Source organism: Dactylosporangium sp. CA-152071 (assembly GCF_050936335.1).
GTDB classification, from domain to species: Bacteria; Actinomycetota; Actinomycetes; order Mycobacteriales; family Micromonosporaceae; genus Dactylosporangium; species Dactylosporangium maewongense.
In genome coordinates, this window is the sequence record NZ_JBNJMZ010000001.1 from 2,361,290 (window position 1) to 2,387,117 (window position 25,828).

Annotated in this window: 23 protein-coding genes; 7 read left to right on the forward strand and 16 right to left on the reverse strand. The window is 75.4% G+C overall.

All coding sequences use genetic code 11. From position 1 onward, the window contains the following. Positions 1–11: 11 nt before the first annotated feature. The 4 genes from ACQEVZ_RS10370 to ACQEVZ_RS10385 form a co-directional block, all read right to left on the reverse strand. Positions 12–797, reverse strand: a complete 786-nt coding sequence (locus ACQEVZ_RS10370) for a hypothetical protein (protein ID WP_433364569.1) — start codon at positions 795–797, stop codon at positions 12–14. Further along, on the reverse strand, positions 797–1,324 hold the full coding sequence (locus tag ACQEVZ_RS10375) for a sigma-70 family RNA polymerase sigma factor (protein ID WP_433364572.1): 528 nt from the start codon (positions 1,322–1,324) through the stop codon (positions 797–799). Before ACQEVZ_RS10375 ends, ACQEVZ_RS10370 begins: the two co-directional genes overlap by 1 nt. A gap of 59 nt (positions 1,325–1,383) precedes the next feature. Next, complete coding sequence (gene eccCb, locus ACQEVZ_RS10380) at positions 1,384–4,395, reverse strand: type VII secretion protein EccCb (RefSeq protein WP_433364575.1); 3,012 nt, start codon at positions 4,393–4,395, stop codon at positions 1,384–1,386. 82 nt (positions 4,396–4,477) lie between these two features. After that, positions 4,478–5,023 (reverse strand): class IV adenylate cyclase, encoded by a 546-nt coding sequence (locus ACQEVZ_RS10385; RefSeq protein WP_433364578.1) that lies wholly within the window; start codon positions 5,021–5,023, stop codon positions 4,478–4,480. Between the two features lie 112 nt (positions 5,024–5,135). Between ACQEVZ_RS10385 and ACQEVZ_RS10390 the strand changes: the two genes are divergently transcribed. The 3 genes from ACQEVZ_RS10390 (at position 5,136) to ACQEVZ_RS10400 (ending at position 7,522) form a co-directional block, all read left to right on the forward strand. Continuing rightward, entirely contained in the window at positions 5,136–5,423 is a 288-nt protein-coding gene (locus tag ACQEVZ_RS10390; protein ID WP_433364581.1) for a hypothetical protein, read from the forward strand. 65 nt (positions 5,424–5,488) lie between these two features. Further along, positions 5,489–6,217, forward strand: a complete 729-nt coding sequence (locus ACQEVZ_RS10395) for a hypothetical protein (RefSeq protein WP_433364584.1) — start codon at positions 5,489–5,491, stop codon at positions 6,215–6,217. A 135-nt stretch (positions 6,218–6,352) separates the two neighbouring features. Continuing rightward, positions 6,353–7,522 (forward strand): rhomboid family intramembrane serine protease, encoded by a 1,170-nt coding sequence (locus ACQEVZ_RS10400; protein WP_433364587.1) that lies wholly within the window; start codon positions 6,353–6,355, stop codon positions 7,520–7,522. Positions 7,523–7,571: 49 nt separating this feature from the next. On the opposite strand, the gene ACQEVZ_RS10405 is transcribed toward ACQEVZ_RS10400, so the two are convergent. The 3 genes from ACQEVZ_RS10405 to ACQEVZ_RS10415 all read right to left on the reverse strand — a co-directional run bounded on the left by ACQEVZ_RS10405 (position 7,572) and on the right by ACQEVZ_RS10415 (position 10,876). Next, positions 7,572–7,829 carry a hypothetical protein gene (locus ACQEVZ_RS10405; protein WP_344509583.1) on the reverse strand — a complete coding sequence of 86 codons (258 nt, stop codon included), beginning with the start codon at positions 7,827–7,829 and terminating at the stop codon, positions 7,572–7,574. Between the two features lie 234 nt (positions 7,830–8,063). Next, complete coding sequence (locus ACQEVZ_RS10410; RefSeq protein WP_433364590.1) at positions 8,064–8,489, reverse strand: hypothetical protein; 426 nt, start codon at positions 8,487–8,489, stop codon at positions 8,064–8,066. Beyond that, a complete protein-coding gene (locus ACQEVZ_RS10415; RefSeq protein WP_433364592.1) occupies positions 8,486–10,876 on the reverse strand; it encodes an Hsp70 family protein in 2,391 nt (796 codons plus the stop codon). The genes ACQEVZ_RS10410 and ACQEVZ_RS10415 overlap by 4 nt, the downstream gene beginning before the upstream one ends. 215 nt (positions 10,877–11,091) lie before the next feature. Here ACQEVZ_RS10415 and ACQEVZ_RS10420 point away from each other — a divergent pair, with 215 nt between their 5' ends. Next, complete coding sequence (locus tag ACQEVZ_RS10420; RefSeq protein ID WP_433364595.1) at positions 11,092–12,042, forward strand: hypothetical protein; 951 nt, start codon at positions 11,092–11,094, stop codon at positions 12,040–12,042. Beyond that, a complete protein-coding gene (locus tag ACQEVZ_RS10425) occupies positions 12,039–13,709 on the forward strand; it encodes an insulinase family protein (RefSeq protein WP_433364598.1) in 1,671 nt (556 codons plus the stop codon). The genes ACQEVZ_RS10420 and ACQEVZ_RS10425 overlap by 4 nt, the downstream gene beginning before the upstream one ends. Positions 13,710–13,734: 25 nt before the next feature. On the opposite strand, the gene ACQEVZ_RS10430 is transcribed toward ACQEVZ_RS10425, so the two are convergent. Next, positions 13,735–14,670: a TetR/AcrR family transcriptional regulator C-terminal domain-containing protein gene (locus ACQEVZ_RS10430; protein ID WP_344509573.1), complete on the reverse strand. Its 936-nt coding sequence runs from the start codon at positions 14,668–14,670 to the stop codon at positions 13,735–13,737. A 128-nt stretch (positions 14,671–14,798) separates the two neighbouring features. Between ACQEVZ_RS10430 and ACQEVZ_RS10435 the strand changes: the two genes are divergently transcribed. Then, positions 14,799–15,995, forward strand: a complete 1,197-nt coding sequence (locus tag ACQEVZ_RS10435) for an FAD-dependent monooxygenase (RefSeq protein WP_433364602.1) — start codon at positions 14,799–14,801, stop codon at positions 15,993–15,995. On the opposite strand, the gene ACQEVZ_RS10440 is transcribed toward ACQEVZ_RS10435, so the two are convergent. Continuing rightward, a complete protein-coding gene (locus tag ACQEVZ_RS10440) occupies positions 15,992–16,927 on the reverse strand; it encodes a GNAT family N-acetyltransferase (protein WP_433364605.1) in 936 nt (311 codons plus the stop codon). The genes ACQEVZ_RS10435 and ACQEVZ_RS10440 overlap by 4 nt on opposite strands. 55 nt (positions 16,928–16,982) lie before the next feature. Here ACQEVZ_RS10440 and ACQEVZ_RS10445 point away from each other — a divergent pair, with 55 nt between their 5' ends. Continuing rightward, positions 16,983–17,267 carry a VOC family protein gene (locus ACQEVZ_RS10445; RefSeq protein WP_433364608.1) on the forward strand — a complete coding sequence of 95 codons (285 nt, stop codon included), beginning with the start codon at positions 16,983–16,985 and terminating at the stop codon, positions 17,265–17,267. Here the strand turns inward: ACQEVZ_RS10445 and ACQEVZ_RS10450 are convergent. From ACQEVZ_RS10450 to ACQEVZ_RS10480, 7 genes are all read right to left on the reverse strand, one after another. Then, complete coding sequence (locus ACQEVZ_RS10450) at positions 17,157–18,020, reverse strand: hypothetical protein (protein WP_433364611.1); 864 nt, start codon at positions 18,018–18,020, stop codon at positions 17,157–17,159. The genes ACQEVZ_RS10445 and ACQEVZ_RS10450 overlap by 111 nt on opposite strands. Positions 18,021–18,049: 29 nt before the next feature. Next, positions 18,050–19,738, reverse strand: a complete 1,689-nt coding sequence (locus tag ACQEVZ_RS10455) for an Hsp70 family protein (RefSeq protein WP_433364614.1) — start codon at positions 19,736–19,738, stop codon at positions 18,050–18,052. 274 nt (positions 19,739–20,012) lie between these two features. Next, entirely contained in the window at positions 20,013–21,083 is a 1,071-nt protein-coding gene (locus ACQEVZ_RS10460; protein WP_433364617.1) for a radical SAM protein, read from the reverse strand. Between the two features lie 46 nt (positions 21,084–21,129). Continuing rightward, positions 21,130–21,477: a hypothetical protein gene (locus ACQEVZ_RS10465; protein WP_344509561.1), complete on the reverse strand. Its 348-nt coding sequence runs from the start codon at positions 21,475–21,477 to the stop codon at positions 21,130–21,132. Between the two features lie 81 nt (positions 21,478–21,558). Continuing rightward, positions 21,559–23,580 carry a hypothetical protein gene (locus ACQEVZ_RS10470; RefSeq protein ID WP_433364620.1) on the reverse strand — a complete coding sequence of 674 codons (2,022 nt, stop codon included), beginning with the start codon at positions 23,578–23,580 and terminating at the stop codon, positions 21,559–21,561. A gap of 4 nt (positions 23,581–23,584) precedes the next feature. After that, positions 23,585–24,868, reverse strand: coding sequence for a YqgE/AlgH family protein (locus ACQEVZ_RS10475; RefSeq protein ID WP_433364623.1), 1,284 nt, complete (start codon positions 24,866–24,868; stop codon positions 23,585–23,587). Positions 24,869–24,936: 68 nt separating this feature from the next. After that, entirely contained in the window at positions 24,937–25,827 is an 891-nt protein-coding gene (locus tag ACQEVZ_RS10480) for an alpha/beta fold hydrolase (protein WP_433364626.1), read from the reverse strand. Between the last annotated feature and the right edge of the window lies 1 nt (position 25,828).

The following is a 25,828-nucleotide window of genomic DNA, read 5'->3' on the forward strand; positions in this document are numbered from 1 at the left end:
CCGGGCCGGGGTCAGACCGGCCAGGTGGGGTCGGTGGCGATCGCCTCCAGCTGCTGGCCGGTCAGGGGAGGCTCGGAGCGGGTCGCGGTGTTGGTCTTCTCCCCGACGGCGTTCCAGGTGCCGACCACGATGCGGACGCCGTCCGGCCGGAACACGTCGACCATGCGGAGGGTGATCCGGTCGTGTCCGGCGTCCTCCGACGGGCCGTCGGTCAGCACGAGCAGCGTGCCGTCGGGCAGCGTCGAGTCGACGCAGTGGGTGCCGGGCGGGTCCTTCCGCTTCGCGCAGGAGAACTTGTCCATCGGGTCGTCGCCGGAGACGCGGCCGGGCGGGACGGCGCGGCGGTAGTTGGGTTGCACGTTGACCTGCACCTTGCCGCGCCCGGCCGGGTCGGTGAGGATCAGCTCCGCGAAGCCCGGCTGGCTGTCCGGCTCCGACGCCGCCAGCCCGGCCGGGAGCAGCCGCCGGAGGGTGGCGAGCATGACGTCGGCCGGCACCTCGGGCCGCGGGGAGCCCGCGCCGGACGCGGCCGGCAGCGCCGCGGATGCGGCCGGGGCGGACGTCGCGACCGCCGGCGGCTGGGCGGTCGTGGCCGCCCCGCCCGACCGGTCCAGCGCGAACGCGGCGGTCCCGACCGCGACGCCCAGCACGGCGACCCCGCCGACCAGCATCGTGAGCCGTTGCCGGGTCCGGGCCCGGTCGGCGCGGGCGAACACCGCGGCCGGTCCGGCGCCGGCCGGCGGCTCATCGGCCTCCACGGCCGCCTGCAGCGCCGTGCGCAGTTCGTCGAGCGGCATCAGACCATCCCTCCATCGCTGAACATGAGCTCCCCCACGCTGCCGGCGAGCAGCTGGCGCAGCGTCGCCAGCGCCTTCGCCGACTGGCTCTTCACCGTTCCTTCGCTCACCCCGAGCACCGCCGCGGTGTCCTCGACGCTGCGGTCCTCCCAGTAGCGCAGCACGACCGTCGCGCGCTGCCTGGCGGGCAGGGCCCGCAGCGCCGCCAGCACGGTGAGTGCGGTGGCGCGGTCGCCGGCCGCCGCGGGCGGCTCGGCCGCGCCGGCGGGGTCCGCCCAGGCCCGCTCGCGGCGCCGCGAGCCGCGCTGGTTGTCGTCCAGGTACACCCGCAGCAGCACCTGGCGGGCGTACGCGTCGAGGTGCTCGACCCGCCCGCGCCGCGCCGCGGTCACCACCTTGGCCAGCGCGGTCTGCACGAGGTCCTCGGCGCGGTGCCACTCGCCGCACAGCAGGAACGCCGTGCGGCGCAGGTGCACGTACCGGGTTTCGACGTACTCGTGCAGGTCGGACTCGATGTCTCGGGTCACGGGTACCTCCCTTCACCACACCTGGACAGGTGCGGCGGGCGGGCGGGTTGCCCCGAGCTTCACAAACTTCCGGGCGCCGGTGGGTGCCAGGCCAGCTGGACGAGCCGCCGGCCGTGCCGCCGGGTCGCGTGCCAGGCCCGGCCCGGCGGCAGGGGCCGCGGCGTGATGCCGGCGAACAGCGGCCCGTCCTCGCGGGCGCCGGACAGCACGACCGCCTGGGCGGACAGGTCCCGCAGGCGGAGCAGGACCGGCTCGTACATCGCCCGCGCCGCGCCGCTGGTCCGGCGGGCGACGACGACGTGCAGCCCGATGCCGGCGGCGTGCGGCAGGAGGTCCACGAGGGCGGCGAGGGGGTTGGTGGCGGTGGCGACCAGGTCGTAGTCGTCGACGAGGAGGTACACCTCGGGGCCGCGCCACCGGCCGGGGTCGCGCAGCCGCTCGGTGAGCGCGGTGGCGACCTCGCGCAGCACGTGGTCGGCGGACTGGGGGCCGGTGCAGTGCCCGAGCAGGTGGGCCGGGCCGGCCGCGCCGGCGAGCTGGCGGCGGTAGTCGACGACGACGGTCCGGGCCTCCTCCGGCCGGTACGCGCGCTCGATCGAACGGGCCAGGCCGCGCAGGAACGCGGTCTTGCCGGACCCCTCGCCGCCCAGGACGATCAGGTGCGGGTCGGCGTCGAAGTCGGCGACGACCGGACCGAGGCCGATCTGCTCGACGCCGATCGGGATCCGGCCGCGCCGCGGCTCGGGCAGCGACTCGGGTGGCAGCCGCTCGGGCAGCGGCTCGACGGGCGGCGCCGGCTCGGACGGCCACGCCGCGCGGATGTCCGCCACCGCGGCGTCCAGGTCGCCGTCCTCGGTCAGCCGCGGCCGGGCCACCAGCAGCTGCAGGCGGTCGGCGGTGATGCCGCGGCCGGGCACGTCGTACGGGATCCGGGCGGCGGCCCGCCGGTCGATCTCCGACTCGGCGGGGTCGCCCAGGCGCAGCTCGATCCTGGTGGTGAAGGTGTCGCGGAAGGCCGGGCGCAGCTGCGCCCAGCGCCGGGCCGTGACCGCGAGACGGATGCCGTGGGCCGGCCCCCGCTGGGCGAGGTCGTGGAGCATCCACTCGATGTCCTCGAACTCGTCGCGGACGGCGCCCCAGTCGTCGACGAGCAGGAACCGGCGGCACGTGGGCTCGCGGTCGAGGCAGGCGTGCAGCTCGCCGAGGATCCGTGGCACCAGGTCGCGCCGGTGGTGGTCCGCGACGGCGGCGGTGTGCGGCAGGCCGGCCACGGGGGCCAGGGCCCGGCCGCCGCCGGACTCCAGTGCGTACAGGTGCGTCTCGGCCGGCGTGTACGTCAGGGCCAGCCCGAGCGCGAGCGTCTGCAGCGCGGTCGACTTCCCGCTGCGCGGCCCGCCGACGATCACGATGTTGCCGCCGTCCGGCGGGACGTCGAGGACGTCGTAACGCCGCTCGAACGGCCGGTCGACGCGGGCGACCGGCACCCCGCCGGGCCGCCGCGGCGCCGTCAGCCCGCGGTCGGGGGTCGTCGTGAGCGGGCCGAGCAGCTCCCCGAGCGCCGGCGACGCGGTGAGGGGCGGCAGCCACAGCTGGGTCGCGGGCGGGGCGGCGGCGCGCATCCGGTCGGTGAGCACCTCCGCCACGCTCGGCGGCGCCCACGGGTCGAGGCCGCGCAGGACGCTGTCCCAGCCCCCGCCGGGCGGCAGGTAGCGGTGGAACGTGACCGGCGCGAGGAACCGGACCGGCGTGCCGGACCCGGCCCGCAGGTAGCCGACGCCGGGCGTCATGGGCAGGTCGTAGGCGTCGGGCACGCCGATCACGGCGCGGCTCTCCTGCCCGCTGAACGTGCGCATCGCGACCCGCACCGGCAGGTAGTTGTCCAGGCCGCGCAGCCGGCCCTCCTCGAGCCGCTGCGCCGCCAGCAGCTGGTGCACGCCGAGCGACCGGCCGACCCGCCCGACCTGCACGAACAGGTCGATGAGGTCGGGCCGTCCGGTGAGCAGCTCGGTGAACTCGTCGATGACGACGAACAGGCTCGGCGCCGGGACGGTCCGGTCCCGCGCCCGCCGGTCGAGCTCGCCGGCGACGGTGTCGAAGAAGCGCTCGACGAGGTCCGGTGACTCGCCGACGCCGGTGATCATCGCCGCGACGTGCGGCAGGTGCTCGAACGGGCGGAAGGTGCCGCCGCCGTGCCGGTCGACGAAGACGAAGTTGAGGTCCGCCGGGGAGTGCGTGACGGCGAGGGCGAGGATGACCGAGCGCAGCAGCTCCGACTTGCCCGACCCGGGGGCGCCAACGATCATGCCGTGCTGCCCCGACGCGAAGTCGAGCTCGACCGATGCGCCGTCGGTCCCCACGCCGATCGGCACGCGGAGCCGGTCGCCGTCCGGTCGAGCCCGCCAGGTGGCCGCGGGGTCGAAGGCGCCGGGGTCGCCGAGGCCGAACAGCTCCTCGAACCGCACCCGCCCGCTCCGGTCCTCGTCCGCGGCCGCCGGGGCGGGCACCAGCCGGGTGACGGCGTCCAGCACGGACCGCGCGGCGGCCACCACCTCGCCGGGCCCGAACTCGGCGGCGCCGGTCAGCGCCCGCGCGATGGCGCGCAGGTCGCTGCCGGGCAGCAGCGCGAGCTCCCCCAGCTCGTGGACCGCCGACAGCGCGTCCTCCACGGGGTACCGGAGGTCGAGCGCCTCCCACGCCGTGGCGAGCCGGTCCGCCGGCGCGGGCCCGGGCTCGATCAGCGAAGCCCCCGCCAGCGCCGCCACCTGCCGGAGACGGTCGGGCCCGAACCGGGCGGCCAGCGCCGACTGCAGCGCCGCCCGCAGCCGTGGGTCGATCTCGTGGCGGCCGTCGCCGGTGCCGGCGAAGAGCGCGGACCGCAGCAGCCGCTCCTCACCTCCGGGCGGCAGCGCCAGAGCGGGGAACGCGTCACGGATGCGGTGCAGCAGGCCGGCGTCCACGGCGACCGGGACGGCGGCGTGGCAGGCCAGCTCCAGAGACCCGGCCGGCAGCTCGAGCCGGGCGGCGGCGAGCAGCTCGGCCCCGGCCGGCGCACCCGCCCAGGCGGCGGTCACCGTGTCACCACAGCGGGAGGCGCAGGCACAGCGTCACCGTAGCCCGCGGATCCGCCGGGCACCGCCCCACCGGTGCGCGGGCTCAGAAGAGCAGCTCGCGGGCGTCCGGGTGGACGGCCGCCGCCAGCTCCGCGTAGTTGCGGGGCTCCGCCGGGCCGATCAGGTCCGCCACCTGGTCGCGGGCGGGCGCGATCTGGGGCGGTGGGCCCTCGAACTCCGCATACGTCCCCAGGCGGGGCAGCTCGTCGACCGCGACGACCAGCGCCGCACGGTGAAACTCGCGGCGGCGCTTCGCGAGGCGCCACACGAGGATCAGGCCCTGGTCGGCGAAGGCTGCCCGTACACCACCTGGATCCGGCGACGGGAACTCCACCTCGATGCGGTGGTTGGTGCCGTCACCGGCCTGCGTGCGGGGGCCCTTGAAGCCGGCCGTCGCGGTGGCGCCGGTGATCCGCAACCGGGCGACGAGGTCCTGCGCGCGCAGCTGGCCGTCGGGGGTGTCGTAGTACTCGTCGAGCTGCTCCTGCGGCGGTGCGGCCCGGAAGCCGAGCGCTTCGAGCCGGGTCATGAGCGCCCCGGGGTCCGGCACGGGGTGTTTGCTCTCGACCTCGTCCACCCCGCCGGCCACGCGCTCCATGGTACCGGCGGCGCCGGTTTCAGCGTCCCATCAGCCAGGTGCCCCTGCCGGCTGTCCGATGGCGAACAGTGCGCAGCCGTCGGTGTCGCTTATCCTGCGGCGCATGATCGTGGTGGAAGGGCAGTCCAACGAGCGGCTCGTCCTGGACGGCGAGTGGTTCGAGAAGCAGCGCGGCGGGCGGCCCGTCACCCGCAACCCGGCGTCGACGTTCCGCGGGGCGCAGTGGAACGACATCGAGCGGCGGGTCAGCCTGTTCGGGCGCGAGAAGGAGCACCTCGTCCAGGTCACGCTGGCGTTCGAGGGCAGCGGGTTCGTCGGGTTCATCACCGCCGCCGCCAACCGGCCGGCCCTCGCCGCGCTCGTCGAAGGCCTGGAGCAGGCCGCCCGCTGAGCGTTGTCGGCCGGCGCCCGCGGTGCAGAGGGTTGCACGCCGGGCGGGCCGGGTAGGCCGCGCGGATGGTGACTGGCGCACAGCCGATCCTGCGGAGGCTCACCGCGCAGGGCCAGGCGCTGTTCGAGCCGGTGTACGACGCGGTCCGGCTGCGCCGGTACGACCGGTTGTGGCTGGGTCCGGCCGTCGCGGTGCTGGTGACGACGCTGGCGATCGCGGCGCGGACCAGGCCCGGACATCCGGTGATCAGCCGGTATGCCGTCACGCATCCCGGCGATCCGCTTCCGGCCGTCCTGCTGCGGCTGCCGCTGTCACTGTTCGCGCCGGCGGCGCTGCTGCCGTTCTGGTTCGCGGTGATGCAGGTGCTGCTCGTGTTCAGCCTGACCCAGGCGGTGTTGGGCACCGTGCGGGCCGTCCTTGTCGCGGTCGCCGGGCACAGCGCGGCAACGCTGTCCGCGGCGCTGTGGATCGCCGCCAGGCCGCCGGTGGGGCTCGGGATGCAGGACGCCCACCTCGCTGATGCCGGCCCGTCGGCCGCGGTGGTGGCGGTGCTGGCGTACGCCGCCGTCCGCCTGCGCATCGGGTGGCTGGCGGCGGTGCTACCGGCGTACCACGCCACCGAGGTCGTCGTCGTGGGCGGACTGCCTTCCCGCGAACATCTCGTCGCCACACTGACCGGTGTCCTGCTGGCGCTGGTCCCGGACCGGTGGTTCGCCGGCATCCTCGCCGCGGCGGGCGACCCGCCGGGCCCCTCCGGGGCACGCCCCCCACCGCGGCGGCGGCGCTGGCGGTGACGGGCGATGCCCCGCGGCCCAGGCGCCGATGGCGGGCGGACCGCAACCGGGCGCGTGGTTGGCGGCCCGGCGGCCGGGTCCCGCCGCCGGGTCATGCTCCACCGGAGCTGGCGGCACACGAACCAGCCCGGCCTCGTGTCTGCTAGGTACCTGCCCGGCGGCGACCTCGCCGCGGAGCTCGCCGCGAGCGTGGGGCCGGCGGCGAAGGCGCGGGTGCTGCTGGTGGCGGCGGCGGGGTTACGGCTGGCGCCGCTGTACGTGGCGGCGGTGGTAGGGGTCAGCCTCGGCATCGACGCGTTCGCCGGACCGCAGGGCCGGGCGGGGATCGTCGCGGCGAACTCCACCAACGTGGCCAACCTGGGGCAGCATCGGGTGTGGACGCTGTTCACCAGCGCGTTCGTGCTGGGTGGCGGGGTCGAGCCGGTGCAGGTCGTGGCGCTGCTGCTGCTCACCGGGGCGGCGGAGCTGGTGTGGGGGCGACGCCGGCTGGCCGAGGTGTTCCTGCTGACCCACGTGATCGCGAGCTGCCTGGTCTACGCGGTGCTGCGGGTCGGTCTGCAACACGGCTGGCTCGACCAGGAGGTGGCCCGGGCCGCCGACGTCGGGACCAGCTACGGCGCGCACGCCGTCGCCGCCGCCCTGGCCTGCAGCCTGCCGGTGCGGCGCACCCGGCGGGTGCTGGTGCCCGCGGTGCTGCTCCTCGTGGTGCTGCCGTTCGCCGACAGCAGGACCTTCACCAGCCTCGGGCATCTGCTGTCGACCCTGATCGGGCTGCTGGCGGGCTGGCAGCTGCGGCACCGCCCGCTCGCCGGACGGCTGCGCCGGCCGGGCGCGCAGCGCACCGACCGGCCCGCGCGCTACGTCTTCGGCACGGCGCAGCAGGCTCAGGACGCGCTGGTCTTCGTGCTGCATCTGCGGGAGCAGCAGCTGATCCGTCTCGACGACGCCGTGGTCGCCTGGTCCGACGCACCCGGCGCCGGTGGCGGCCGTCCTTACCGGATGCATGAGTTGCAGACCCGCGACCTGGGGGTCCTCGACGGCGCGCTCGCCGGGGCCGCGTGGGGCATCGTGATCGGCACGCTCGCCGGGTGGCCGACGGCGGGGATGGCCGTCGGTGCCGTGGCGGCGGCAGCCGTGGCCGGGGTGCACGACGCCGGGCTCTCCGACGCCGTGGTGGAGCAGGCGGCCCGCGGTGTCCCGGCGGGCGGGGCGGTCCTCGTGCTGCTCACCAGCCCGGCGGACCAGCCACGCATCGCGGCCGTGCTCAGCCGCGCCGGTGGTGTACCGCGCGATCCGGCCGGGTAGGGAGCGGCCATGTGGTCGGGAATCGACTCTGCGGTGCCGGGCCGGATGGTCAGGCGGCCGCGCCGGCGAGGACCGGGGTCAGCGCGCGGGCGCACAGCTCGCGCGCCCACTGGATACGGCTGAGCGCGACCTCGGGACGGTCGCCGAACACCTCAGCGGCCCGTGCGTAGCACTCGTCCGGCCCGAGCTGGTCGAGCGTGCGGTGGACGGTCTCGCGGACGGTGGCGTCGTCCAGGTCGCGGGAGGCGGAGGCGTCGGAGACGAACAGTGCCATGCTCAGGACTGGGTCGACCGGGCAAGTCGTCATGGGGATCACCTGTTCAAGGGGGGTGCGGAATGTCTACATCCCACGTTCCTCGTACCGCTGTGTGACAGCCTCGGCGCCAGCGGGACTATCCGACTGCCGGTTTCCGCACCCCCGTATACCTGCTAGCAGGTATACCCGGCCCGCTCCGTTCGTTGCCCGCCCGCCGCCTGCCCGTCGCCTGCCCGTCGCCTGCCCGGAGGTCGCGGAATGCGGGGCGGCCGCCAGCCCGGTGGCTCAGCGGGCGGTGGTCCTGACGTGCTGGGCCAGGGCGGCCGTGACGGCGTCGGCCGAGGTGCGCAGGCCGGCGAGCGGTGCGAGGTCGAACGATCCGTCCGCGCCGATGGCCGGCGCGAATTTCGGGTCGTGCCGCAGCGGGGGGTCCGCGACCAGTCTACCGACCACGAACGCCCCGGCGTTGTGGCGCTGCTGCACGCCGATCGAGGCGAGGTGGTGCCACGGGCAGGCCGTGCGGCGGTGCGCCCGGCGGTAGGCGATCCCGTCGGCGTCGATGCGCAGCGACCTGGCGGTGAGCTGCACGATGAAGCCTGCGATGCCGATCGGGACCAGCGCCATCCCGGGCACTCCGATGACGGCGCCCCCGGCCTCCGAGTCGGTGGTCACGGTGATGAGGACGCCGATGACGTAGAGCAGGATGCTCACAGTCCCTGGGTCCGGCGCCGGCGGGCGATGAGCAGCCCGGCGGTGCCGGCGACCGCGGCGGCCACGACGGTGGTGAACACGCCCGGTGGCAGGAGGCCGATGGTGGCGTTCCAGACCGCGTGCACCGCCGGCAGGATGCCGCGCGTCGGCGAGCTGCTGATGTTGTTGCGCCCCCAGTAGTCGCTCTCCTGCAGGCCGTGAACGGCGGCGAGCACCCCGCCGGCGGTGAACAGCACCGCGGCGATCCGGACCGGCGCGACCGGCACGACCGGCGTGGAGCCGCCCGGTTCGCCGCCGCGGCGCAGGAGCAGGCCGCCGCCGAGGACCAGCAGGAACATGAGGGTCGCCCCGGCCCAGAACAGCAGCAGGTTGAGCGGCCCGGCCGGGAGACCCTCGCCGAGCACCGCGCGGGCGAGCTGCACCGCCGGGTTGATCTCGCGGGCGGTCCAGGTCCAGCCGCCGCTGGCGATGAGGTGCGCGTCCCGGTCGTGGACGTAACTCTGCGCGGCGACCGCGACGACGCCGCCGACGCACACCCAGAGCAGTGGGCCACGCGCTCCGGCCGGGCCCGCGAGGGGGTCGCCGATCCGGCCTCGGCCCAGCAGCGTCAGCCCGATGACGGCCAGGAGCACCCCGCCGGCGACCGTGGCCAGCAGCAGCGTCTCGCCGTAGCCACGGATGCGGCGGAAGTCCAGGAACTCGGGCAGTTCGGCGCGGCTCCACAGCACGAGCGCGGGCATCAGGTACAGCAGTGCCGCCCCGGCACCGGCGGAGGCCGCCCGCACGAGCAGCGGCCGCGCCGAACCGGGCAGCGGCAGGGGACGCCCGGCGGTGAGCAGCACCAGCAGCCCGACCATCGGCAGGACCGCGGTCGGCCCGGCGAGCACCCGGGTGCCCGACACCAGCGAGTCCCGGCCGGCCGCGGCGGCCAGCGCGGCGACGGCCAGCACGGCGGCCAGCGCCCCGGCACCGAGCAACCAGGACCGCCTCCTGCCGTCCCCCGCAACTCCGGCGCCGCCCGCGGGCGTGACATCTCCTGCGGGCGGGGCGTCGAATGCGGATCCGGCGCCGGATGCGGGCGCGGCGCCGGATGCGGGTCCAGCGTCGGATGCGGGTCCAGCGTCGGATGCGGCCGGGTCCGCGGCGGGCGGCGGTACAGCGGCCGCGGCGGGCTCGGTCGGCACCGCAGCCGGCGCGAGGGACACCGGTGCCGGCGACGCGGGCGCCGCAAGATCTGATGCGGACGGAAGCAACCCCGGCGCCGGGGCCGGCGACGCCGGGATCTCAGGCTGGGTGACCGGCGCCGCGGGGGCCGGGTCGAGCAGGCTGAGGGCGCCGCGGGCCACGACGAGCTCGGGCTGCTCCAACGCGACCGGCGCCACGCCGAGGGCGCGGTGCAGCAGGGTCGCCACCAGGGGCATCCGGCTCGCGCCGCCGACGAGGAATACGCCGGCCAGGCCGTCGCGGGTCACACCGCTGGCGAAGAGCGTCGCCGTGGTCAGCGCGACGGTGCGGTCGAGCAGGGGCCGCGCCAGGTCCTCGAGCTCACCTCGCGTCAGGTGTACGTCGACGTCGAGCAGCGGCACCGGCAGGCCCGTCTGGTTCGCCCGGCTCAGCTGCTCCTTGGCGATCCGGGCGTCCTCCTGCAGCTGCCGGCGCAGCCGGCGGTCGGCCGTCGTCTCCGGGGCGGCGAGCCGCTGCCAGCGCTGCGGGTCGGCGCCGCCGGCGGTGCGGCCGACCCACCCCACGACGGCCGCGTCCAGGTCGACCCCGCCGACGTCCTCGAACCCGTCGCTGGCCACCACCTCCCAGCTGGTCGCGGTGCGGCGCACGACGCTGACGTCGAAGGTGCCGCCGCCGAGGTCGTACACGACGACGGCCGCGCCGGGGTCGACGCGGTGTGACAGCACGGCGGTGAAGCAGGTGGCGGCCGCGACCGGCTCGGGGACGAGGACAGGCTCGCCGAGCCCGGCGGCGCGGGCGGCATCGGCCAGCAGGGTGCGGCGGATCGGCGCCCAGCTGGCCGGGTGGGTGAGCACGACCTCGCCGGCGGGGGCGCCCAGCGTGCGCTCCGCCTCCGACCGGACCCGGTCGAGGACCGCCGTCACCGCGTCGGCGACCGGCACCTCGTGCGTGCCGAGCAGCAGCGTCCCGTCGGCCAGCCGCCGCTTCGGGTTCGGCTCGTACGCGGTCGGGTCGAGGCGGGCGCTGCGCTCGGCGTCGCGGCCGGTCTGCAGCCGTCCGTCACCGTCGACGAACACGGCGGACGGCAGCAGCGGCGTCGCGTCGAACAGCAGCGATTCGTGCCGCCCGTCCGGCAGACGGAGCATCCCGACGGTGTGCGAGGTGCCGAAGTCGATGCTCAGCCGGGACTGATGTGCCGTCACGGCATCGAGGCTAATGAGCCGGGCCCCGGCGCGGCTCGTCCGATCGGCTCACGGAGATCGGCGGCGCGGACCATCGCACTGTCCTGCCGATGATTGAGTTTCCACGGCCCGTATGTCGACGAGTGGGTACGAAGCCGTCACATGGTGTCAGACGGCACGGACACCGCCTCGAATAGGGGCGGACAGGTCTGAGCGCGGGCCGTATGATCTCGGCCGTGTCGATGATCGATTCGCTGAAACCGTTGCGCACCAGGGACTTTGCGCACTCGCCCGATCTGGGGGTGGTGCGCCGGGCGGTGCGGGCGGCGGACTGGGCGGCGGTCGTGGCGTACTTCGACGGGCTGCCGCCGCGGGCCGACCACGCGCTGGCGGTGGAGGTCGCCGCCGAGGTGCCGGGCAGCGAGCGGTTCCTGCAGCGGGCCGTCGACACCGAGCGGGACTCCTCGCTCGCGCGGACGTTGCTGGGGAGCAGGTGCGTGGTGCTGGGCTGGGAGGCCCGGACCACGTCGCGGGCCGCGAACGTGAGCCAGGCGCAGTGGCGGGTCTTCTACGACCACCTCGGCCGGGCCGAGCGGCTCCTCACCGACGCCGTCGCCATCGACCCCGGCAACGCCGCGGCGTGGACGGAGCGGATCGTCACCGCCCGGGCGCTGGGCTTCGAGCCGGCCGAGGCGCGCCGCCGGTACGACAAGGCGGCCGAGCACTGCGACGTCCCGTACCGCGCGCAGGGACGGCTCATCCAGAACCTGGCGCCGAAGTGGGGCGGGTCGACGAAGGCGATGCACGACTTCGCGCAGGAGTGCCTGAAGGCCGGGCCGCCCGGCACGCTCGCCGGTGCGGTGGTGGCCGACGCGCACATCGAGCACGCGTTCACCAGTGACCGGATCAGCCGGATCCGCGACTACCTCGGCCAGCGCAAGGTCCGCGACCAGCTCGGCGCCGCCGCGGCGCGGACGGTGCTGCACACCGACCACGAGCCCGGCCACGGGTGGGTGGCGGCGCACAGCGCGTTCGCCTTCGCGCTGTTCCAGGGTGGCGACCTTCCCCGGTCCGCGCGGCACTTCGCGGCGCTGGGCAACCTCGTGCGACCGTACGGATGGGACATGATGAGCGACAGCTGGAAGGCCGACTTCCGGGCCGCGCGGAGCAAGGCGGCCGCACGATGACGGACGTCGACGGGGTGCCGGTGCTGCTCGGCGCGGCGCCCGGGCCGCTGCGGGCGGGGCTGATGTTCCGCGTCGGGGTCGCCGACGAGACCGCGGCCACCGCCGGGATCACCCATCTCGTCGAGCATCTGGCGCTGCACCGCCTCGGCGTCGCGGACTACCACTACAACGGCATGACCGGCTCGACCACGACCCAGTTCGTCACGCAGGGCACGCCCGAGGCGGTGGTCGCCTTCCTGCACGGGGTGTGCGCCGGGCTGCGCGCGCTGCCGGTGGACCGCCTGCCGGTGGAGTGCAAGCTCATCGAGACCGAGGCGGCGGGGCGCTCCGACCCGGTCAACCTGCTGATGCCGCTGTGGCGGCACGGCGCCCGCGACTTCGGTCTCGTCGGCATCGCCGAACACGGCATCCACACCGCCACCGCGGCGCGGGTCACCGAGTGGGCCGCCGCGCACTTCACCCGCGGCAACGCGGTCCTGTGGCTCACCGCCGACGAGCTGCCCGCAGGGCTGCGGCTCGACCTGCCCGACGGCCCGCGCCGCCCGCTGCCGGCCGCGTCGTCGGCGCTGCCGCTGCAGCCCGCGGCGTTCGCCGGCGGCTCGGCCGCGATGGTGCTGGACGCCGTGGCGCCGCGGACCGCCGCCGCGGGCGTCTACACGCAGGCGCTGGGCCGGGCCCTGTTCCGGGAGCTGCGGCAGGAGCGCGGGCTGTCGTACACGACGGCCACCGACTACGGCGTCGACGGGCGCCCGACCGCCACCATCACCGCCGTCGCCGACTCCCGCGACGGCGAGGCCGCCGCCGTCGCCGAGCACTTCACCGCGCAGCTGCGCCGCCTGCGGGACGTCGACATCGACGCCGGCGAGCTGGACGCGATCCGCGCCCTCGCGCTGGAGGGCGCGGACGCCCCGGACGCGGAAGCGAAGCGCCTCCCCCGCCGGGCCCTCGACCTGCTCACCGGGTTCCCCTCCAACAGCATGGCCGAGATCGCCGACGAGCTGCGCCGGGTCACCGCCGCCGACGTCCGCGAGGTCGCCCGCGCCGTGCACGACTCGGCACTGCTCATGCTGCCGCGCGGCGTCGAGCGGCCACCCGCGGGGTTCGAGGCGGCGCCGCAACTGTCGCGGTTCAGCGTCGTCGGCAAGCGCCTGCGGTCCAAAGTGGACCCGGAGGTCGCGCTGGTGCACGCCGCCGACGGGGTCAGCTTCACCACCCCGCCCGGCGCATCCACGGTGTTGTACGACGAATGCGTCGCCCTCCTGCGCTGGCCCGACGGCGCCCGCCGCCTGCTCGGCGCCGACGGCATGAGCGTCCACATCGAACCGACGCTGTTCCCCCTGCCGCCGTCCGTCACCGCCGCGATCGAGTCGGCGGTCCCCGCGGAGCGCCACGTCGACCTGCCGGCCCGCGCCCCCGACGAGATCCCGCGCCTGTCCCGGACCACCGGCCTGCGACTGCGCTGGCGCCGCGCCCGGCTGCGCCTGCGCGCCCGGCTGGCGGGCTTCACCCTGCTGCCCAGCGGGGGCACCGGCCGGGTCGTGGTGACCGTCCTGCTGGGCCTCGCCGGCGTCGCCGCGATCATCCTGGCCATCGCCCTGCAGTCCTGGCCGTTCCTGGCCGCCGCCGTCGTCCTCGGCGTCCGCATGTGGCGCCGCTACCGTCCCTGACGCTCACGACGCGGTCGGCGACACGTCAGCCTCCGCGGGTGTCGATGAAGACGGCGAGGCCGTCGAGGAGGCGGTCCAGGCCGAAGACGAACAGGCGGTCCAGGTCCAGGTCGAAGTCGTCGATCTCGATGAGGCGCTCGAAGACGGGGACGCCGGAGGGGACGGCGGCGCCGCCGAAGCCGAGGTCCATCCACTCGTTGCCGGTCATGCCGGTCTCGCGTTCGGCCTCGGCCTCTGGTTCGAGGGTGGTGGCGAGGCCGCGGACGTAGCCGAACAGCAGCAGGTGGACGTGGAGCCGGTCGGTGAGCGACAGCGGGGTGCCGTCGAGGGAGGCGAGGACCCATTCGGTGAAGCGGAGCCCGTTCATCGCGGGCTGGGGGCGGGTCAGGGACATCGTCGGCGCCAGCCACACGTGCCGGCGGAAGAGCTGCCACAGCAGCCTGGCGGCCAGCTCCAGGCGCGGCCGCCAGCCCGGGGGCGGCACGGCGGGCAGCGGCACGGCGCCGAAGGCGGCGTCGATCATGTACAGGGTGAGCTCGTCCTTGCCGCGCACGTGCCGGTAGAGCGCCATCGTCGCCACGCCGAGCTCGGCGGCGACGCGGCGCATCGACACCTCCGCGATCCCCTCGGCCTCGGCGATGCCGATCGCGGTCGCCACGATCCTGGCCCGGGTCAGCTCGGGGACGCCACGGTCCGGTGCGGCGCGCCGGTGCGCGGTCCGGCCGGGGCGGGCGCCCGCGGTCCGGCCGGTGACGACCGTGCCGATGCCGGGCCTGACCATGGTGAGGCCCTCCTCCCGGAGCACGGCGAGGGCCTTGGTCGCGGTGGCGATCGCGACGCCCCAGTCGCGGGTGATCTGCCGGGCGGACGGCACGGGGTCGCCGGGCGAGAGCTCCCCGCTGCCGATGCGGCGGCGGATGTCGGCCGCGATGCGGCGATACGGCGGTTCCAGGTCGGCCACGGGTACTAGTACACCAGACGCCGGGACCGCGCCGAGGAGTGCAGGTGTACTAGTAGCGATTGCCGCACGGCGAGCGGTCCGTTTAGCGTCGCTGCGTACGCAGTACACAAGCGGAAACGGAGCGAAGAATGCGTGTGCTCATCTCCGGGGCCGGGATCGCGGGGCCGGCGCTGGCGTTCTGGCTGCACCGGCACGGGATCGCCGCGACCGTCGTCGAGCGGGCCGCGGCGCCACGCCCGGGTGGCCAGGCCGTCGACATCCGCGGCGCCGCGAAGGACGTCGTCGCGCGGATGGGCCTGATGGCCAGGGTGAGGGCCGAGCGGGTCGACGAGCGCGGCATCGCCACCGTCGACGCCGCCGGCCGGTGGACCTCGACGATGGCGGCGGACGCGTTCGGCGGCGAGGGCATGGTCGCGGAGATCGAGCTGCCGCGCGGCGACCTCGCCCGGGTGCTGCACGAGGCGACCCGCGACGACGTCGACTACCGCTTCGGCGACCGGATCACGTCGCTGCGCCAGGACGGGCCGCGGGTCGAGGTCGGCTTCGCGAGCGGCGGCGCCGAGGAGTTCGACCTGGTCGTCGGCGCCGACGGGGTGCGCTCCGGGGTGCGGGCGCTCGCGTTCGGCCCGGAGACCGACTTCGTGCGGCCGCTCGGCGGCTACACCGCGTTCTTCAGCATCCCCGACCCGGGCGACCTGCGGCACTGGTACCTCATGTACAACGCGCCCGGCGGCATCGCGGCCGGCATCCGCCCGGAGAACGGCGGGACGGCGAAGGCGTACCTGAGCTTCAGGTCCGCCGAGCGCGGCCTCGAACGGCTCCCGGTCGCCGACCAGCAGCGCCTGCTCAACGAGCGGCTGGCGCACGTCGGCTGGCGGGTGCCGGCGCTGCTCCAGGCGATGCCGCAGGCGCGGGACTTCGTCTTCGACGCGCTGTGCCAGGTGCGCGTGGAGCAGTGGTCGCGCGGCAGCGTGGTCCTGCTCGGCGACGCCGGCTACTGCGGCTCGCCCCTCGCCGGCCTGGGCACCAGCATGGCCCTCGTCGGCGCCTACGTCCTCGCCGGCGAGCTGGCGGCGTCCGGCGGCGACGCGCAGGCCGCGTGCCTCGCCTACCAGCGCCGGCTGCAGCGGTACGTGGACGCCGGCACCGAGCTGCCGCCCGGCGGGATCCGTGCGTACGCGCCGGACTCCGCCACGATGATCCGCCTGCGGGCCGTGTCGATGCGGATGATGACCCGCTGGCCGATGAAGCAGATGCTCGCCGCGCAGTTCGCGAAGGCCGGCGCGTTCGAGCTCCCCGCGTTCGGCTCGGCGGTGCCGGTCTAGACCGGCCGCCGGAACGCGACGACCCGCTGGTCGACGACGAACCCCACCTTCGCGTAGACGCCGGCGGCGCCGGTCGGGTTGCCGGCGTCGGTGTCGAGCCCGGCGGTCGTGTGCCCGGCCCGGCCCGCGTCGCCGAGCACGCCGGCGAGCAGCGCGCCCGCGACGCCCTTGCGGCGCCACGACACGGCGGTGCCGACCTGCCCGATGTAGATCCTGCCGGGTGTTTCGCTGCTGTACGCGAGGACGTAGCCCGTGATCTCGTCGCCGGCGAGCGCGAACCTGGACAGTTCCGGCAGGAACGCCTCGGACCGCACGGTCAGCGGCGCCCACGTGTCGAAGGTGCGCTCCTGGTAGCCCCACAGGTCGCGGAACGCCGCAGTGTGCACGGCGTGCAGCTCGTGGTCTCTCGCGGCGTCGTACGGCGCGAGCTCCACCCCCGCCGGCGGCGACACGGCCGGCGCCTCTGACGTCGGCGCCGACATCTCCAGGAAGTAGCGGGACGGGGTGAAGCCGAACCGTTCGTAGAGGCGGGTCGGGGACGGGTCGCCGTCGCCCGCGATGACCTGCGCCTGCCACGGCGCGTCCGGCGCGAGCTCGGCGTGCCGGGCCGCGGCCCGCTCCAGCTGCCAGGCGAGCAGCTCCCGGCCGAGGCCGGCGCCGCGCCGGTCCGGGTGCACCCCGCCGATCAGCTCCAGCCGGTCGCCGCCCTCCGGCGGCAGCGGCACCAGCGCGACCGCGACGAGGCGCCCGGCGCCGTCGGTCACCACCCGGGTGTCCAGGGCGGCGTCCCTGACCTCGTTGTCGACGCAGTCCTCGATCTCGGCGGCGACGTGCCCGGCGTGCCCGCCACCGGCCTCCGACAGCAGGTTGATCAGCTCCGCGACCGCTGCCGCGTCGTCGGCCGCGTACGGACGCACAGAGAAGTCGGTCACTGCCCCACCGTACGCACCCCCGCAACCGGATTGCCGCCGGCTCAGGGTCGGGGGCATGGCGACGCGACTGGTACGGATTGCGATGGACGCCCGCGACGACGCCGCGGTGGGCCGGTTCTGGGCGCAGGCCCTCGGGTGGGGCGTCTCCAGCGAGGCGCCCGGCGTGACCAACCTGGAACCCGAGGGCGTCGCCGACCCGGAGGGCGTCCTCACCCCCGCGCTGACGTGCTCAGCCGTTGCGGTGGTGCTTCTTCACGAAGGTGTACCCCGGCGGCAGCTCCGTCTCGTCGAGCTCGTCCTGCTCGACGGTCTGCTGGTGCAGGGAGAGCTGCCGCTCTGAGGCGTGTGCGCCGGGTGGGAGGCGGCGGAGGAAGCCGTTGACCCAGTGCTCGCGGCGGTCGCTGGGCTCGCCGGGCTCGTCGGGGTGCGGGGCGGGCTCGACCAGCGGCGCGTACAGGAGCATCTCCGCCGGCTCGTCGCCGTCGAGGGCCGGGTAGGACGGGTGGCCGGTCGCGTCGACGCTGCCGTCGACCCTGGTGACGTAGCCTTCGCGGAGCAGCTGGTCGACGGCGTTGCGCAGCAGGAACGTGCCCCGCGACCCCTTGCCGAGGCCGCTGCGCCTGGGCAGGTCCGCCTCGGCGAACACGGCGCTGCCGTCGTCGAGGACGTGCCCGAGGTGCCGGATGGTGTGCAGGACCTTCGACCAGTTCGCGGCGCCGGGCTTGTAGTCGCGGGTGACGACCTTCGGGTCGTACTCGTGGTAGTAGACGGCGTTGTCGACCCGCATCGGCTCGGCGAGCGGCGCAGTGCGCAGGACGACCTCGTCCTTCGCCGCCCGCCAGATCAGGGTGACGAACACCCCGGGCCGCACGTCCTCGGGCCACTCGATCCCGCCGAACTGCCAGCCGATGTCCTGCTGGAGCGTCGCGCAGAACACCTGCCTGGCGGTCGTGATCCCCTTGGCCTTGTGCTCCAGCGCGACAGGGACGGTGACCATGTGCCGCAGCGCCTCGACGCACTCCTCCGGCACGTCGAAGACGCCGGCGTCCAGGTCCGCCCGCCGCACCGCCAGCCGCCGCGTCACCGTCTTCATGATCTGTGAAAGATACCCCCAGCTGCTGATCACGCCTTCTTGCGGATGCCGATGGCGAGCAGCGCGGCCGGCACGACGAGCAGCGAGTAGTACGCGGTGACCGCCGGGTCGAACCTGGGCCCGAAGTTCGTGTCGACGCCCATCGCCGTCGCCAGGCAGCAGACGGCGCCGGCCACCGGGCCGATGAGCCGGGCCGCGTAGGTGAACGCCGCGACTGCCGCGAGCAGGAGTGGGACGGTGTACACCAGCATCGTCGTCGGGGTGCTCAGCGTCGAGTACTGGTTGACGATCACCCAGCACACGATGATCGACGCGACGCCGGCGGCGACGCTGAGCGCACGCAGGGCGCCCGGGGCCGGCGCGGTGCGGTCCCGGCCGGCGTCGCCCACGCCCGGTTCCGGCCGCTCCTGCCGCTCCTGTCCGTCGTCGTCCACGGAGGCGGGCACCGCCGAGGGCGCCAGCACCGACAGCGGCACGGAGGACGACACGGACGCGGGGGCAGCAACCGGCCCAGACAGCGGCCCAGACAGCGGCGCCGAGACAGGAGCGGAGACCGGCTCAAACGGCGGCACAGAGACCGGCGCGGAGGCGGGGGCTGCGTCTGTACGCGGCGCCGAGACGAGGTCCGACGGTGCCGGCCCGGCAGCCGGTCCCGCGGCGGGGGCGGCGGCCGGCAGGGCGCCCTGGGCGACGACCAGCTCCGGCTGCTCGAGCAGCGTCGGCGCGATCCCGGTCGCCCGGTGCAGCAATGTCGCCACCAGCGGTGTCCGGCTCCCCCCGCCGACCAGGAACACCCCCGCGATCTGGTCCGGCTTGGCGCGGGACTCGCGGATCGTGGCCAGCGTCAGGTCGACCGTGCGCTGCAGCAGCGGCCCCGCCGCCCGCTCGAACTCGTCGCGGGTGACCAGCACGTCACGGCGCAGAGCGGTGACGTGGAACCCGGCCGAAGGCTGGCGCGACAGCGCCTCCTTGGTCTCCCGCGCGTCGTCCCAGAGCGCCCGGTGCTGGCGGCGCCCGTCGGCGTCGCCCGGCTCGGTCACCCCCCGCCACGCGGACGCCTCGCCGTCGGTCACGGTGCCGGCGGCGTGCTCGACCACCAGCGCGTCGAGGTCCAGCCCGCCGAGGTCGTCGAGGCCGCGGTACGCCAGCGCCTCGAACGCCGACCCGGTGCGCCGCACGACGCTGACGTCGAACGTGCCGGCGCCCAGGTCGTACACGACGACGGCCTGACCCGCCTCGACCCGCGTCCCCGCGGCGAAGTTGGTGGCGGCCGCGACCGGCTCCGCGACCAGGTCGACGTCGCCGAGCCCCGCCTCCGAGCACGCATCGGTCAGGATCGCCCGCCGGGCCGGCCCCCACGTCACCGGGTGCGTGACGGTGACCGACGCCGGGCGGCCACCGGCGGCCCGGGTGGCCTCACCCAGCACCCGGCGCAGGGTCGCCGCGACGAGCTCCGCCACCGGCACCTCACGGTCGCCGAGCAGCACCTCCGGCTCGTCGATGCGCCGCTTCGGGTTGGGCTCGAACCTGCTCGGGTCGAGCCGGGCCGCCCGCACGGCGTCCCGCCCGGTCAGCAGCCGCCCGTCCGCCTCCGCGTACACGGCGGAGGACAGCAGCGGCGACGAGTCGAACAGCAGCGGCTGGGTCCGCCCATCGGGCCACGCCAGCAGCGCGACGGTGCTCGATGTGCCGTAGTCGACCGAGAGGTGCACGCCCATCTGCGCAGCGTATTGATCACACAGCGCCCCGTCCTCCGACGAACGGCGGTTTCTGCCCGACCGCGAGACGGTTACCGGCGCGGATCTCCGTCGGCCCTCAGCCGGCCCTCAGCCGGTGCGCGCCGTACGTTGCGCGAATGGACGGGACACCGCCGGAGCGGCTCTGCGCCCACCGCGGTACCCGCACTGACCACGGCGGCTCTGGTCGGCCTCGCCCCGGTCGCTCGGCATGCACCCGACCGGCCGGCAAGGCCGCCGAGCGGGCGGAGGTGGCTCAGACGGCGAGGCGGTTGTAGATGCAGGTCGGGTGGTGGTCGCCGTCCGACGGGCGCAGCGGGCAGCCGGCGCACGCCGGAGCGGTGCGGGACAGTTCGGTGTCGCCGGAGCGGCGCATGAGCACGCCGTCCTGCCAGTGGTATGCGGCCAGGGCCTCGTCCTCCAGGAGCATGCCGCACGCGAAGACGGCGCCGGAGGGGAGGAACTGCAGGTTGGTGCGGTCCTGGACGGCGCACGCGCCGGGGTCGGCGCCAGGGACGGGGAAGTCGAAGGCGATCTGGCAGTCGACGGTGAAGGACTGGCGGGCCGGGCGGTAGGCGGCGACGACGTCCAGGACCTCGCGGCGCCAGGCGGCGGCCGGGACGGACTGGTCGGCGGCGTGTGACGCGCCGCGGCCGACGGGTGAGAACCAGTGCATGTTGAGCCGGCCGGCGCCGGAGTCCTCGGCGTAAGCGAGCATCTCCGGCACGAGGTCCACGGTGTCGGCCAGGACGGTGCAGTTGAGGTCGAACGGCACCCCGGCGGCGCGCAGGTCGGCGACGGTGGCGACGGCGTCGGCGAAGGCGCCGCGGCCGCGCAGGCGGTCGACGACGGCGGCGGACGGCGCGTCGAGGCTGACGGCGACCCGGCTCAGCGACGAGCGGACCTCGGGCAGCGCGGCCCGGAACTGGCGGCTGCCGTTGGTGACGGTGCGGACCCGGATCGGGGTGGCGGCGGTGTCGCGGACGATCGAGGTGAACTGCGGGTGCAGGGCCGGCTCGCCGCCCAGGACGGTGATCTCGGTGGCGGCGCCGGCCGCCCAGGTGACGATCGCGGCGACGGCCGCCGGGGTCATGTGCTGGGTCCGGTCGAAGTACGCGTCGGGCAGGAAGCAGTAGGAGCAGCGCCGGTTGCACCGCGAGGTGATGTACAGGTCGATGCTGTCGAGCTTGAAGTCCGACGCCGACAGCCCGGGGTCCGCGGCGGAGGGCGCGAGGTCCGACGCCGCGAGCCCGAGGTCCGAAGCGTGCGCGGCCGGTGCGGAAGCCGCCGGAGGGGCGGCGGGCACCGGTGCGGAGAGCCGGGTCACGCGGCGAATCATGCCATCGTCCCGGGGCCGTCCGTGGCCGAACCGGTCAGCGCGGCTTGAGCGAGTCGCGCTCGGCGAGCTCGAGCACCGCGCGGCGCTCGTCGTCGTCGCCGGTGCGGATCACGCTCGCCGGGCTGCGGAAGCCCAGCGCCGGGTGCAGGTCGCGGGCCCACGCCCGGGCGACGCTGCCCAGGTCGAAGAGCCGCTGCACCTCCAGGACGCAGTGCAGCCGGCGGCGGGTCGCGGGGTCGTGGACGGCGGCCTCGGCGGACCAGCCGGGCAGCGGCGCGGCGAGGCCGGCGCCGAGCAGGTAGGCGAGCAGGTCGGGCCCCCAGACCTGCTCCGCGGTGTCGAGCAGGGCGAGGTCGTCGACGTCGGCGGGGGAAGCGCCCATGTCCTCGACGGTACCTTCGCCCGCGCCGTGACGCATGGGCCGATCAGACCGAGTCACGCGAGGCGCCATCCAACCGGGCGGTCAGACCGCCTCGTGCATGAGCAACGCCGCCACCTCGCGGGCGAGCAGCCTGACCGTGCCGGCCCGCAGGCGGGGGTCGAGCAGCGCGGCGCGGATGGTCTCCCACGAGTCCAGCAGCCGGCCGTCGTAGGACAGCGGTGGGCGGTTGCGCAGGTACCGGTGGAGCACGACCGCGTGCTGCACGATCCAGTGCAGGTAGTGGTCCTCCCGGTCCCAGCTCTCCAGCCGCATCGCCTTGCGCAGGTGGTCCTCGACCTCGCGGAAGCTGCGGGCGCCGAGCATCCGGGCGTCCTGGCGGACGTTGGCCATGACGGGGTGGAAGAGGTGCCCGACGGCGTCGGGGAACGTGTCGTGCCACTGGTCCCACATGACCGACTCGTCCTCCCCGCCGAGGGTCATGACCGCCTCGGGACGGGTGTCGCGCAGCAGGTACTGCAGGTACGCCCAGATCGCCGGGGTGCTCATGAGCCGCTCGGCGCGGGTGGTGCGGATCTGCGCACCGGCCATCGCGTCGTCGATCTCCAGGTCGACGGCGCCGGGAAACACCTTCGCGGCGCGGGCGACGTCGAGGATCATCCGGTCGCCGCGGTAGTACTCCAGCTGCACCGCCCACGGGTGGGTGGGGCGGCGCAGCAGCTCCGGGTCCTGGAGGCGCTCGGCGACCCGGCCGGGCGAGCAGAACGACATGAGCGAGTCGACCTCGGGCGACCGGGCTCCCTCGACGAGGGCGAACCAGCGCTCGACCTCGTCGGTGAAGCGGGCCCGCCAGCTGCGGGTGTGCTGGTCGCCGGCGAGGTCGTCGAAGCACAGCACGACCCGGACGCCGCGCGCGGACAGCGCCGCCGCGACGGTCGCCTGCACGGCGTAGATGAGGGTGGGCTGGCGCAGGCGTACCGGCCAGAAGACGAGGTCGAGCGGGGTGTCGGGGGTGTCGTCGAAGCGCCGCCAGCGGAACTCGTAGTCGAGCTGGCGCAGCAGCTCCACCGCCGACGGGCGGGTGCCGAGGACCGCTTCGAGCGTCGGCAGGTGGACCCGGTGCAGCGCGGTCCCGGCGGGTGCGACACCCGGCGGTGCGGGGGCGGCGGGCGCCGCGGACGGGGGTGGGGTGGGCGGCAGGGTGGCGAGGCCGCGGCGTACCGCCGGGAAGAGCCGGTCGACGTCGACGCCGGTGTAGATGAGGGCGGCGCCCGCCGGGGACGCGTCGTCGTCGTGCCGGGCCCACAGCACGTCGGCCTGCTCGTGCACGGCGCGGGTGAGGGCGTCGTTGCGGCCGGGCGGGTAGCCGGCGACGCAGATCGTGTCGCCGCGCAGCGCCTCGTGCAGCGCGCTCAGGATGACGGGGTCGTCGGCGCGCAGCGGCTCGGGGTCGTGCAGCAGGGCGCGTTCGTCGGACTCGGAGGTCGGCCGCCAGTACCCGTGCAGGTGCAGCACGTCGATGCCGTCGGCAGGGCCGAGCGGTCCGGCGAACGTGCCGTCGCGGTTGAGGGTCAGCGCGCGGGCGGTGCCGCCGGCGCGGCGCACGGCGATCTCGATCAGCGGGTCGAAGTTGGTGGTGATGACCCGGCGCTGGAAGCGGTCGGGCAGGCCGGCGAGGAGCTCGCCGACGGCGATCACCCCCGGTGGCAGCGACCACGCGTCGCGGTCGTCCTCCAGCTGCACGCCGCGGTGGTAGCCGACGCGCTCCCAGCTCGCCGCGGTGGCGCGGTCCGGCCGGTACGCCTCCAGGGTGGCCCGCTGCACGACGATGTCGAACTCGACCGGCGACAGCCACTCGGCGAACGTCCTGCGGTAGGCGGCGTAGAGGGCGGCGTCGCGGCGGGTGGCGCGCAGTCCGGCGAGGGCGGCCTGCAGGTCGCTGTTCTGCAGCGCCTGCGCGACGAACTCGTCGGCGAGGTCGACCATCCGGTCCACCCCGGGCACCACCCGCGCGGTGAGACCCGAGCCGAGGACGAGGGTGATGTCGCGGCCCTTACGGATGGTGGTGACGAGCCGGTTGACGAGGCTCTGCTCAGTTCCCGTCATCTGCTCACCGCGCGTGCTGCGGGTCGGCGAGCCAGGTGGCGAGGTCGGTGTCGGTGTCGACCAGGTGGCCCGCGGCGAGCTCGGTCTCCAGCTGCTGGGGGCGCCAGCCGAGGTAGCCGACGAAGAGGTACGCGGCGGAGACCACGGCCTCGGCGAGCGCCGGGTACGCGTCGAGGGGCACGACGACGAGCTCTCGCCCGAGCACCCGCCAGCCGTCGGGCGCGGTGTAGCCGGGGCGCAGCAGCCCGAGCAGCAGGATCACGTCGCGGACGGGGCCGCCGTCGAGGACCGCGTGGACGTGCAGGGACCCGGCGAGCTCCTCGCCGAGCACGTGCGCCGGGGAGCGCGTCGCGGGCCGGTCCAGGCGCACGCCGATGGCGCCCTCGATCGGCGAGTGGGCCAGGATCGCGACGTCCCCCGCCAGCTCCGGGTCGGCGACACCAGGCGCGCCCGGCGCGCCGCGCAGGACCCGCCCGACGAGCGAGCTGTCCAGACGGGGCGTCTCCGGGGTGGGAGGCTCCGGCGGTACGGCGGGGAGGCGCTGCGTGGCGGCGTTGTGGACGATCGGGATGCGGTCGCCGCCGTTGCGGGCGCGCAGCTCGGGGATGGGGCGGCCGCGGGCCCGCTGCACGCGCCGGATCTCGTCGTGCAGCGTGCCGAGGTCCAGCAGCGGCGGGCCGCCCGCGACGCCGTCGCGCAGCAGCTCGACGAGCGCGCCGGTGAACGCGGTCAGCGGCTCGTCCGGCGGCGCGAGGGCGATCCGGTTACCGGACGCGGCGACGAGCACGCAGCTGCGGTCGATCTCGACCTGGGTGGCGAGCGCGGCGTCGTCGTCGGCGCCGAGGCCGGGGATGGCGCGGCCGGCGTAGCAGCAGTCGAGGATGACGACCCGGTGGGCGCTGCGGCTGCCCTGCACGAGCCGCCGCACCCAGTCGAACGGCACCGCGCTGGAGTACGCGGAGTCGGGCATGGTCTGCCCGACCGCGAGGTGCAGCACGCCGGTGTCGGGGTCGATGACGCCGTGGCCGGCGAAGTAGAGCAGCAGCAGGCCCGACACGTCGACCTCGGCGGCGGCGCGCCGCATCACGGCGTGGACGTCGCGGGTGGTCTCCGGGTTGTGCACGACGCGGCACGCGTCGGGGTCCAGGCCCCACCGGTGCGGGTCGACCAGCACGTCCCGCAGGGCGGTGAGGTTGTTGGTGACGGCGGGGATGGCCGGGAAGTTGTCGTAGGTGCTGGACCCGACGAGCACCACGCGCGAGCGCCGCGCGTCGGAGAGCTGCGTCAAGGCACCGACCCTTCATAGACCCTCGTCGTCGGCACCGAGAGTATATGATCCGCGCCACTGGGTGCGCGTCACCCGGCCAGGTCGGGCTCCTTGCCGTCGACGAAGTCCACGACGGCGGCGACGACCGCGGGCTCCCGCAGCAGGCGCCGGTGGCCGAGTCCGGTGGTGACGTGCAGCCGCGCCGACGGCCACGCCTCGGCGATCGCGATCCCGTCCGTGACGGGGATCGACCGGTCCGCACGGTCGTGCACGATCAGCGTCTGCGGCATCTGTACGGCGCTGCCGATGGCCGGCACGTCGAAGTGGTGCATCGGGGCCCCGACCCGCCGCTCGACGCGCCGGGACAGGCGGGTCAGGGTCCGGTCGCCGAAGCCGAGGACCCGGGCGAAGTAGCGGGCGTAGGACGCGGGGCTCGCCATCGGGGCGATCATCGCGACCCGCCCCGCGCGCAGCCCGTCGCACAGGGCGACCGCGGCCGCGACCGAGCCGAGCGAGTGGGCGACGATCGCCTCGGCGGGGCCGTGCTCGGCGACGACGGCGTCCAGGGCGTCGGCGAACTCCGGGATGGACGAGGACCGCGGCCCGAACCTGCCAGGAGCCGACGCGCCGTGGCTGGGCGCGTCGAAGGCGATCACCCGGAAGCCGCGCTCGACGAGTCCCGGCACGAAGGGCTCCAGCTGGCCGCGGTGCCCGGCCCAGCCGTGCAACAGGTACACGTTGGGGCCCGCGCCCCAGGTGGCGCCCTCGACGGCGACGCCGCCGACGTGGACGGTGAACGGGCTGCCGGCGGTCGACAGCCGCGCGGTCTGCCTGGGCAGGCGGAACCAGATCCGCTCCGCCCACCGCGCGCCGACCGACGGCGCGGCCCGCTCCAGGAAACCGAACGCGAGCCGCAGCGGGCGCGGCGCTCGAAAAAACCGATCGTTCGTGCTTTTTTGCCCAGCCAGGACAGCGGTCATG

Coding starts and splice junctions, on each gene's coding strand:
- ACQEVZ_RS10435 (WP_433364602.1), top strand. CDS start 14,799: ATGCGTGTGCTCATCTCCGGGGCCGGGATCGCGGGGCCGGCGCTGGCG.
- ACQEVZ_RS10390 (WP_433364581.1), top strand. CDS start 5,136: ATGATCGTGGTGGAAGGGCAGTCCAACGAGCGGCTCGTCCTGGACGGC.
- ACQEVZ_RS10425 (WP_433364598.1), top strand. CDS start 12,039: ATGACGGACGTCGACGGGGTGCCGGTGCTGCTCGGCGCGGCGCCCGGG.
- ACQEVZ_RS10480 (WP_433364626.1), bottom strand. CDS start 25,827: ATGACCGCTGTCCTGGCTGGGCAAAAAAGCACGAACGATCGGTTTTTT.
- ACQEVZ_RS10445 (WP_433364608.1), top strand. CDS start 16,983: ATGGCGACGCGACTGGTACGGATTGCGATGGACGCCCGCGACGACGCC.
- ACQEVZ_RS10465 (WP_344509561.1), bottom strand. CDS start 21,477: ATGGGCGCTTCCCCCGCCGACGTCGACGACCTCGCCCTGCTCGACACC.
- ACQEVZ_RS10455 (WP_433364614.1), bottom strand. CDS start 19,738: ATGGGCGTGCACCTCTCGGTCGACTACGGCACATCGAGCACCGTCGCG.
- ACQEVZ_RS10370 (WP_433364569.1), bottom strand. CDS start 797: ATGCCGCTCGACGAACTGCGCACGGCGCTGCAGGCGGCCGTGGAGGCC.
- ACQEVZ_RS10405 (WP_344509583.1), bottom strand. CDS start 7,829: ATGACGACTTGCCCGGTCGACCCAGTCCTGAGCATGGCACTGTTCGTC.
- ACQEVZ_RS10470 (WP_433364620.1), bottom strand. CDS start 23,580: ATGACGGGAACTGAGCAGAGCCTCGTCAACCGGCTCGTCACCACCATC.
- ACQEVZ_RS10395 (WP_433364584.1), top strand. CDS start 5,489: ATGGTGACTGGCGCACAGCCGATCCTGCGGAGGCTCACCGCGCAGGGC.
- ACQEVZ_RS10450 (WP_433364611.1), bottom strand. CDS start 18,020: ATGAAGACGGTGACGCGGCGGCTGGCGGTGCGGCGGGCGGACCTGGAC.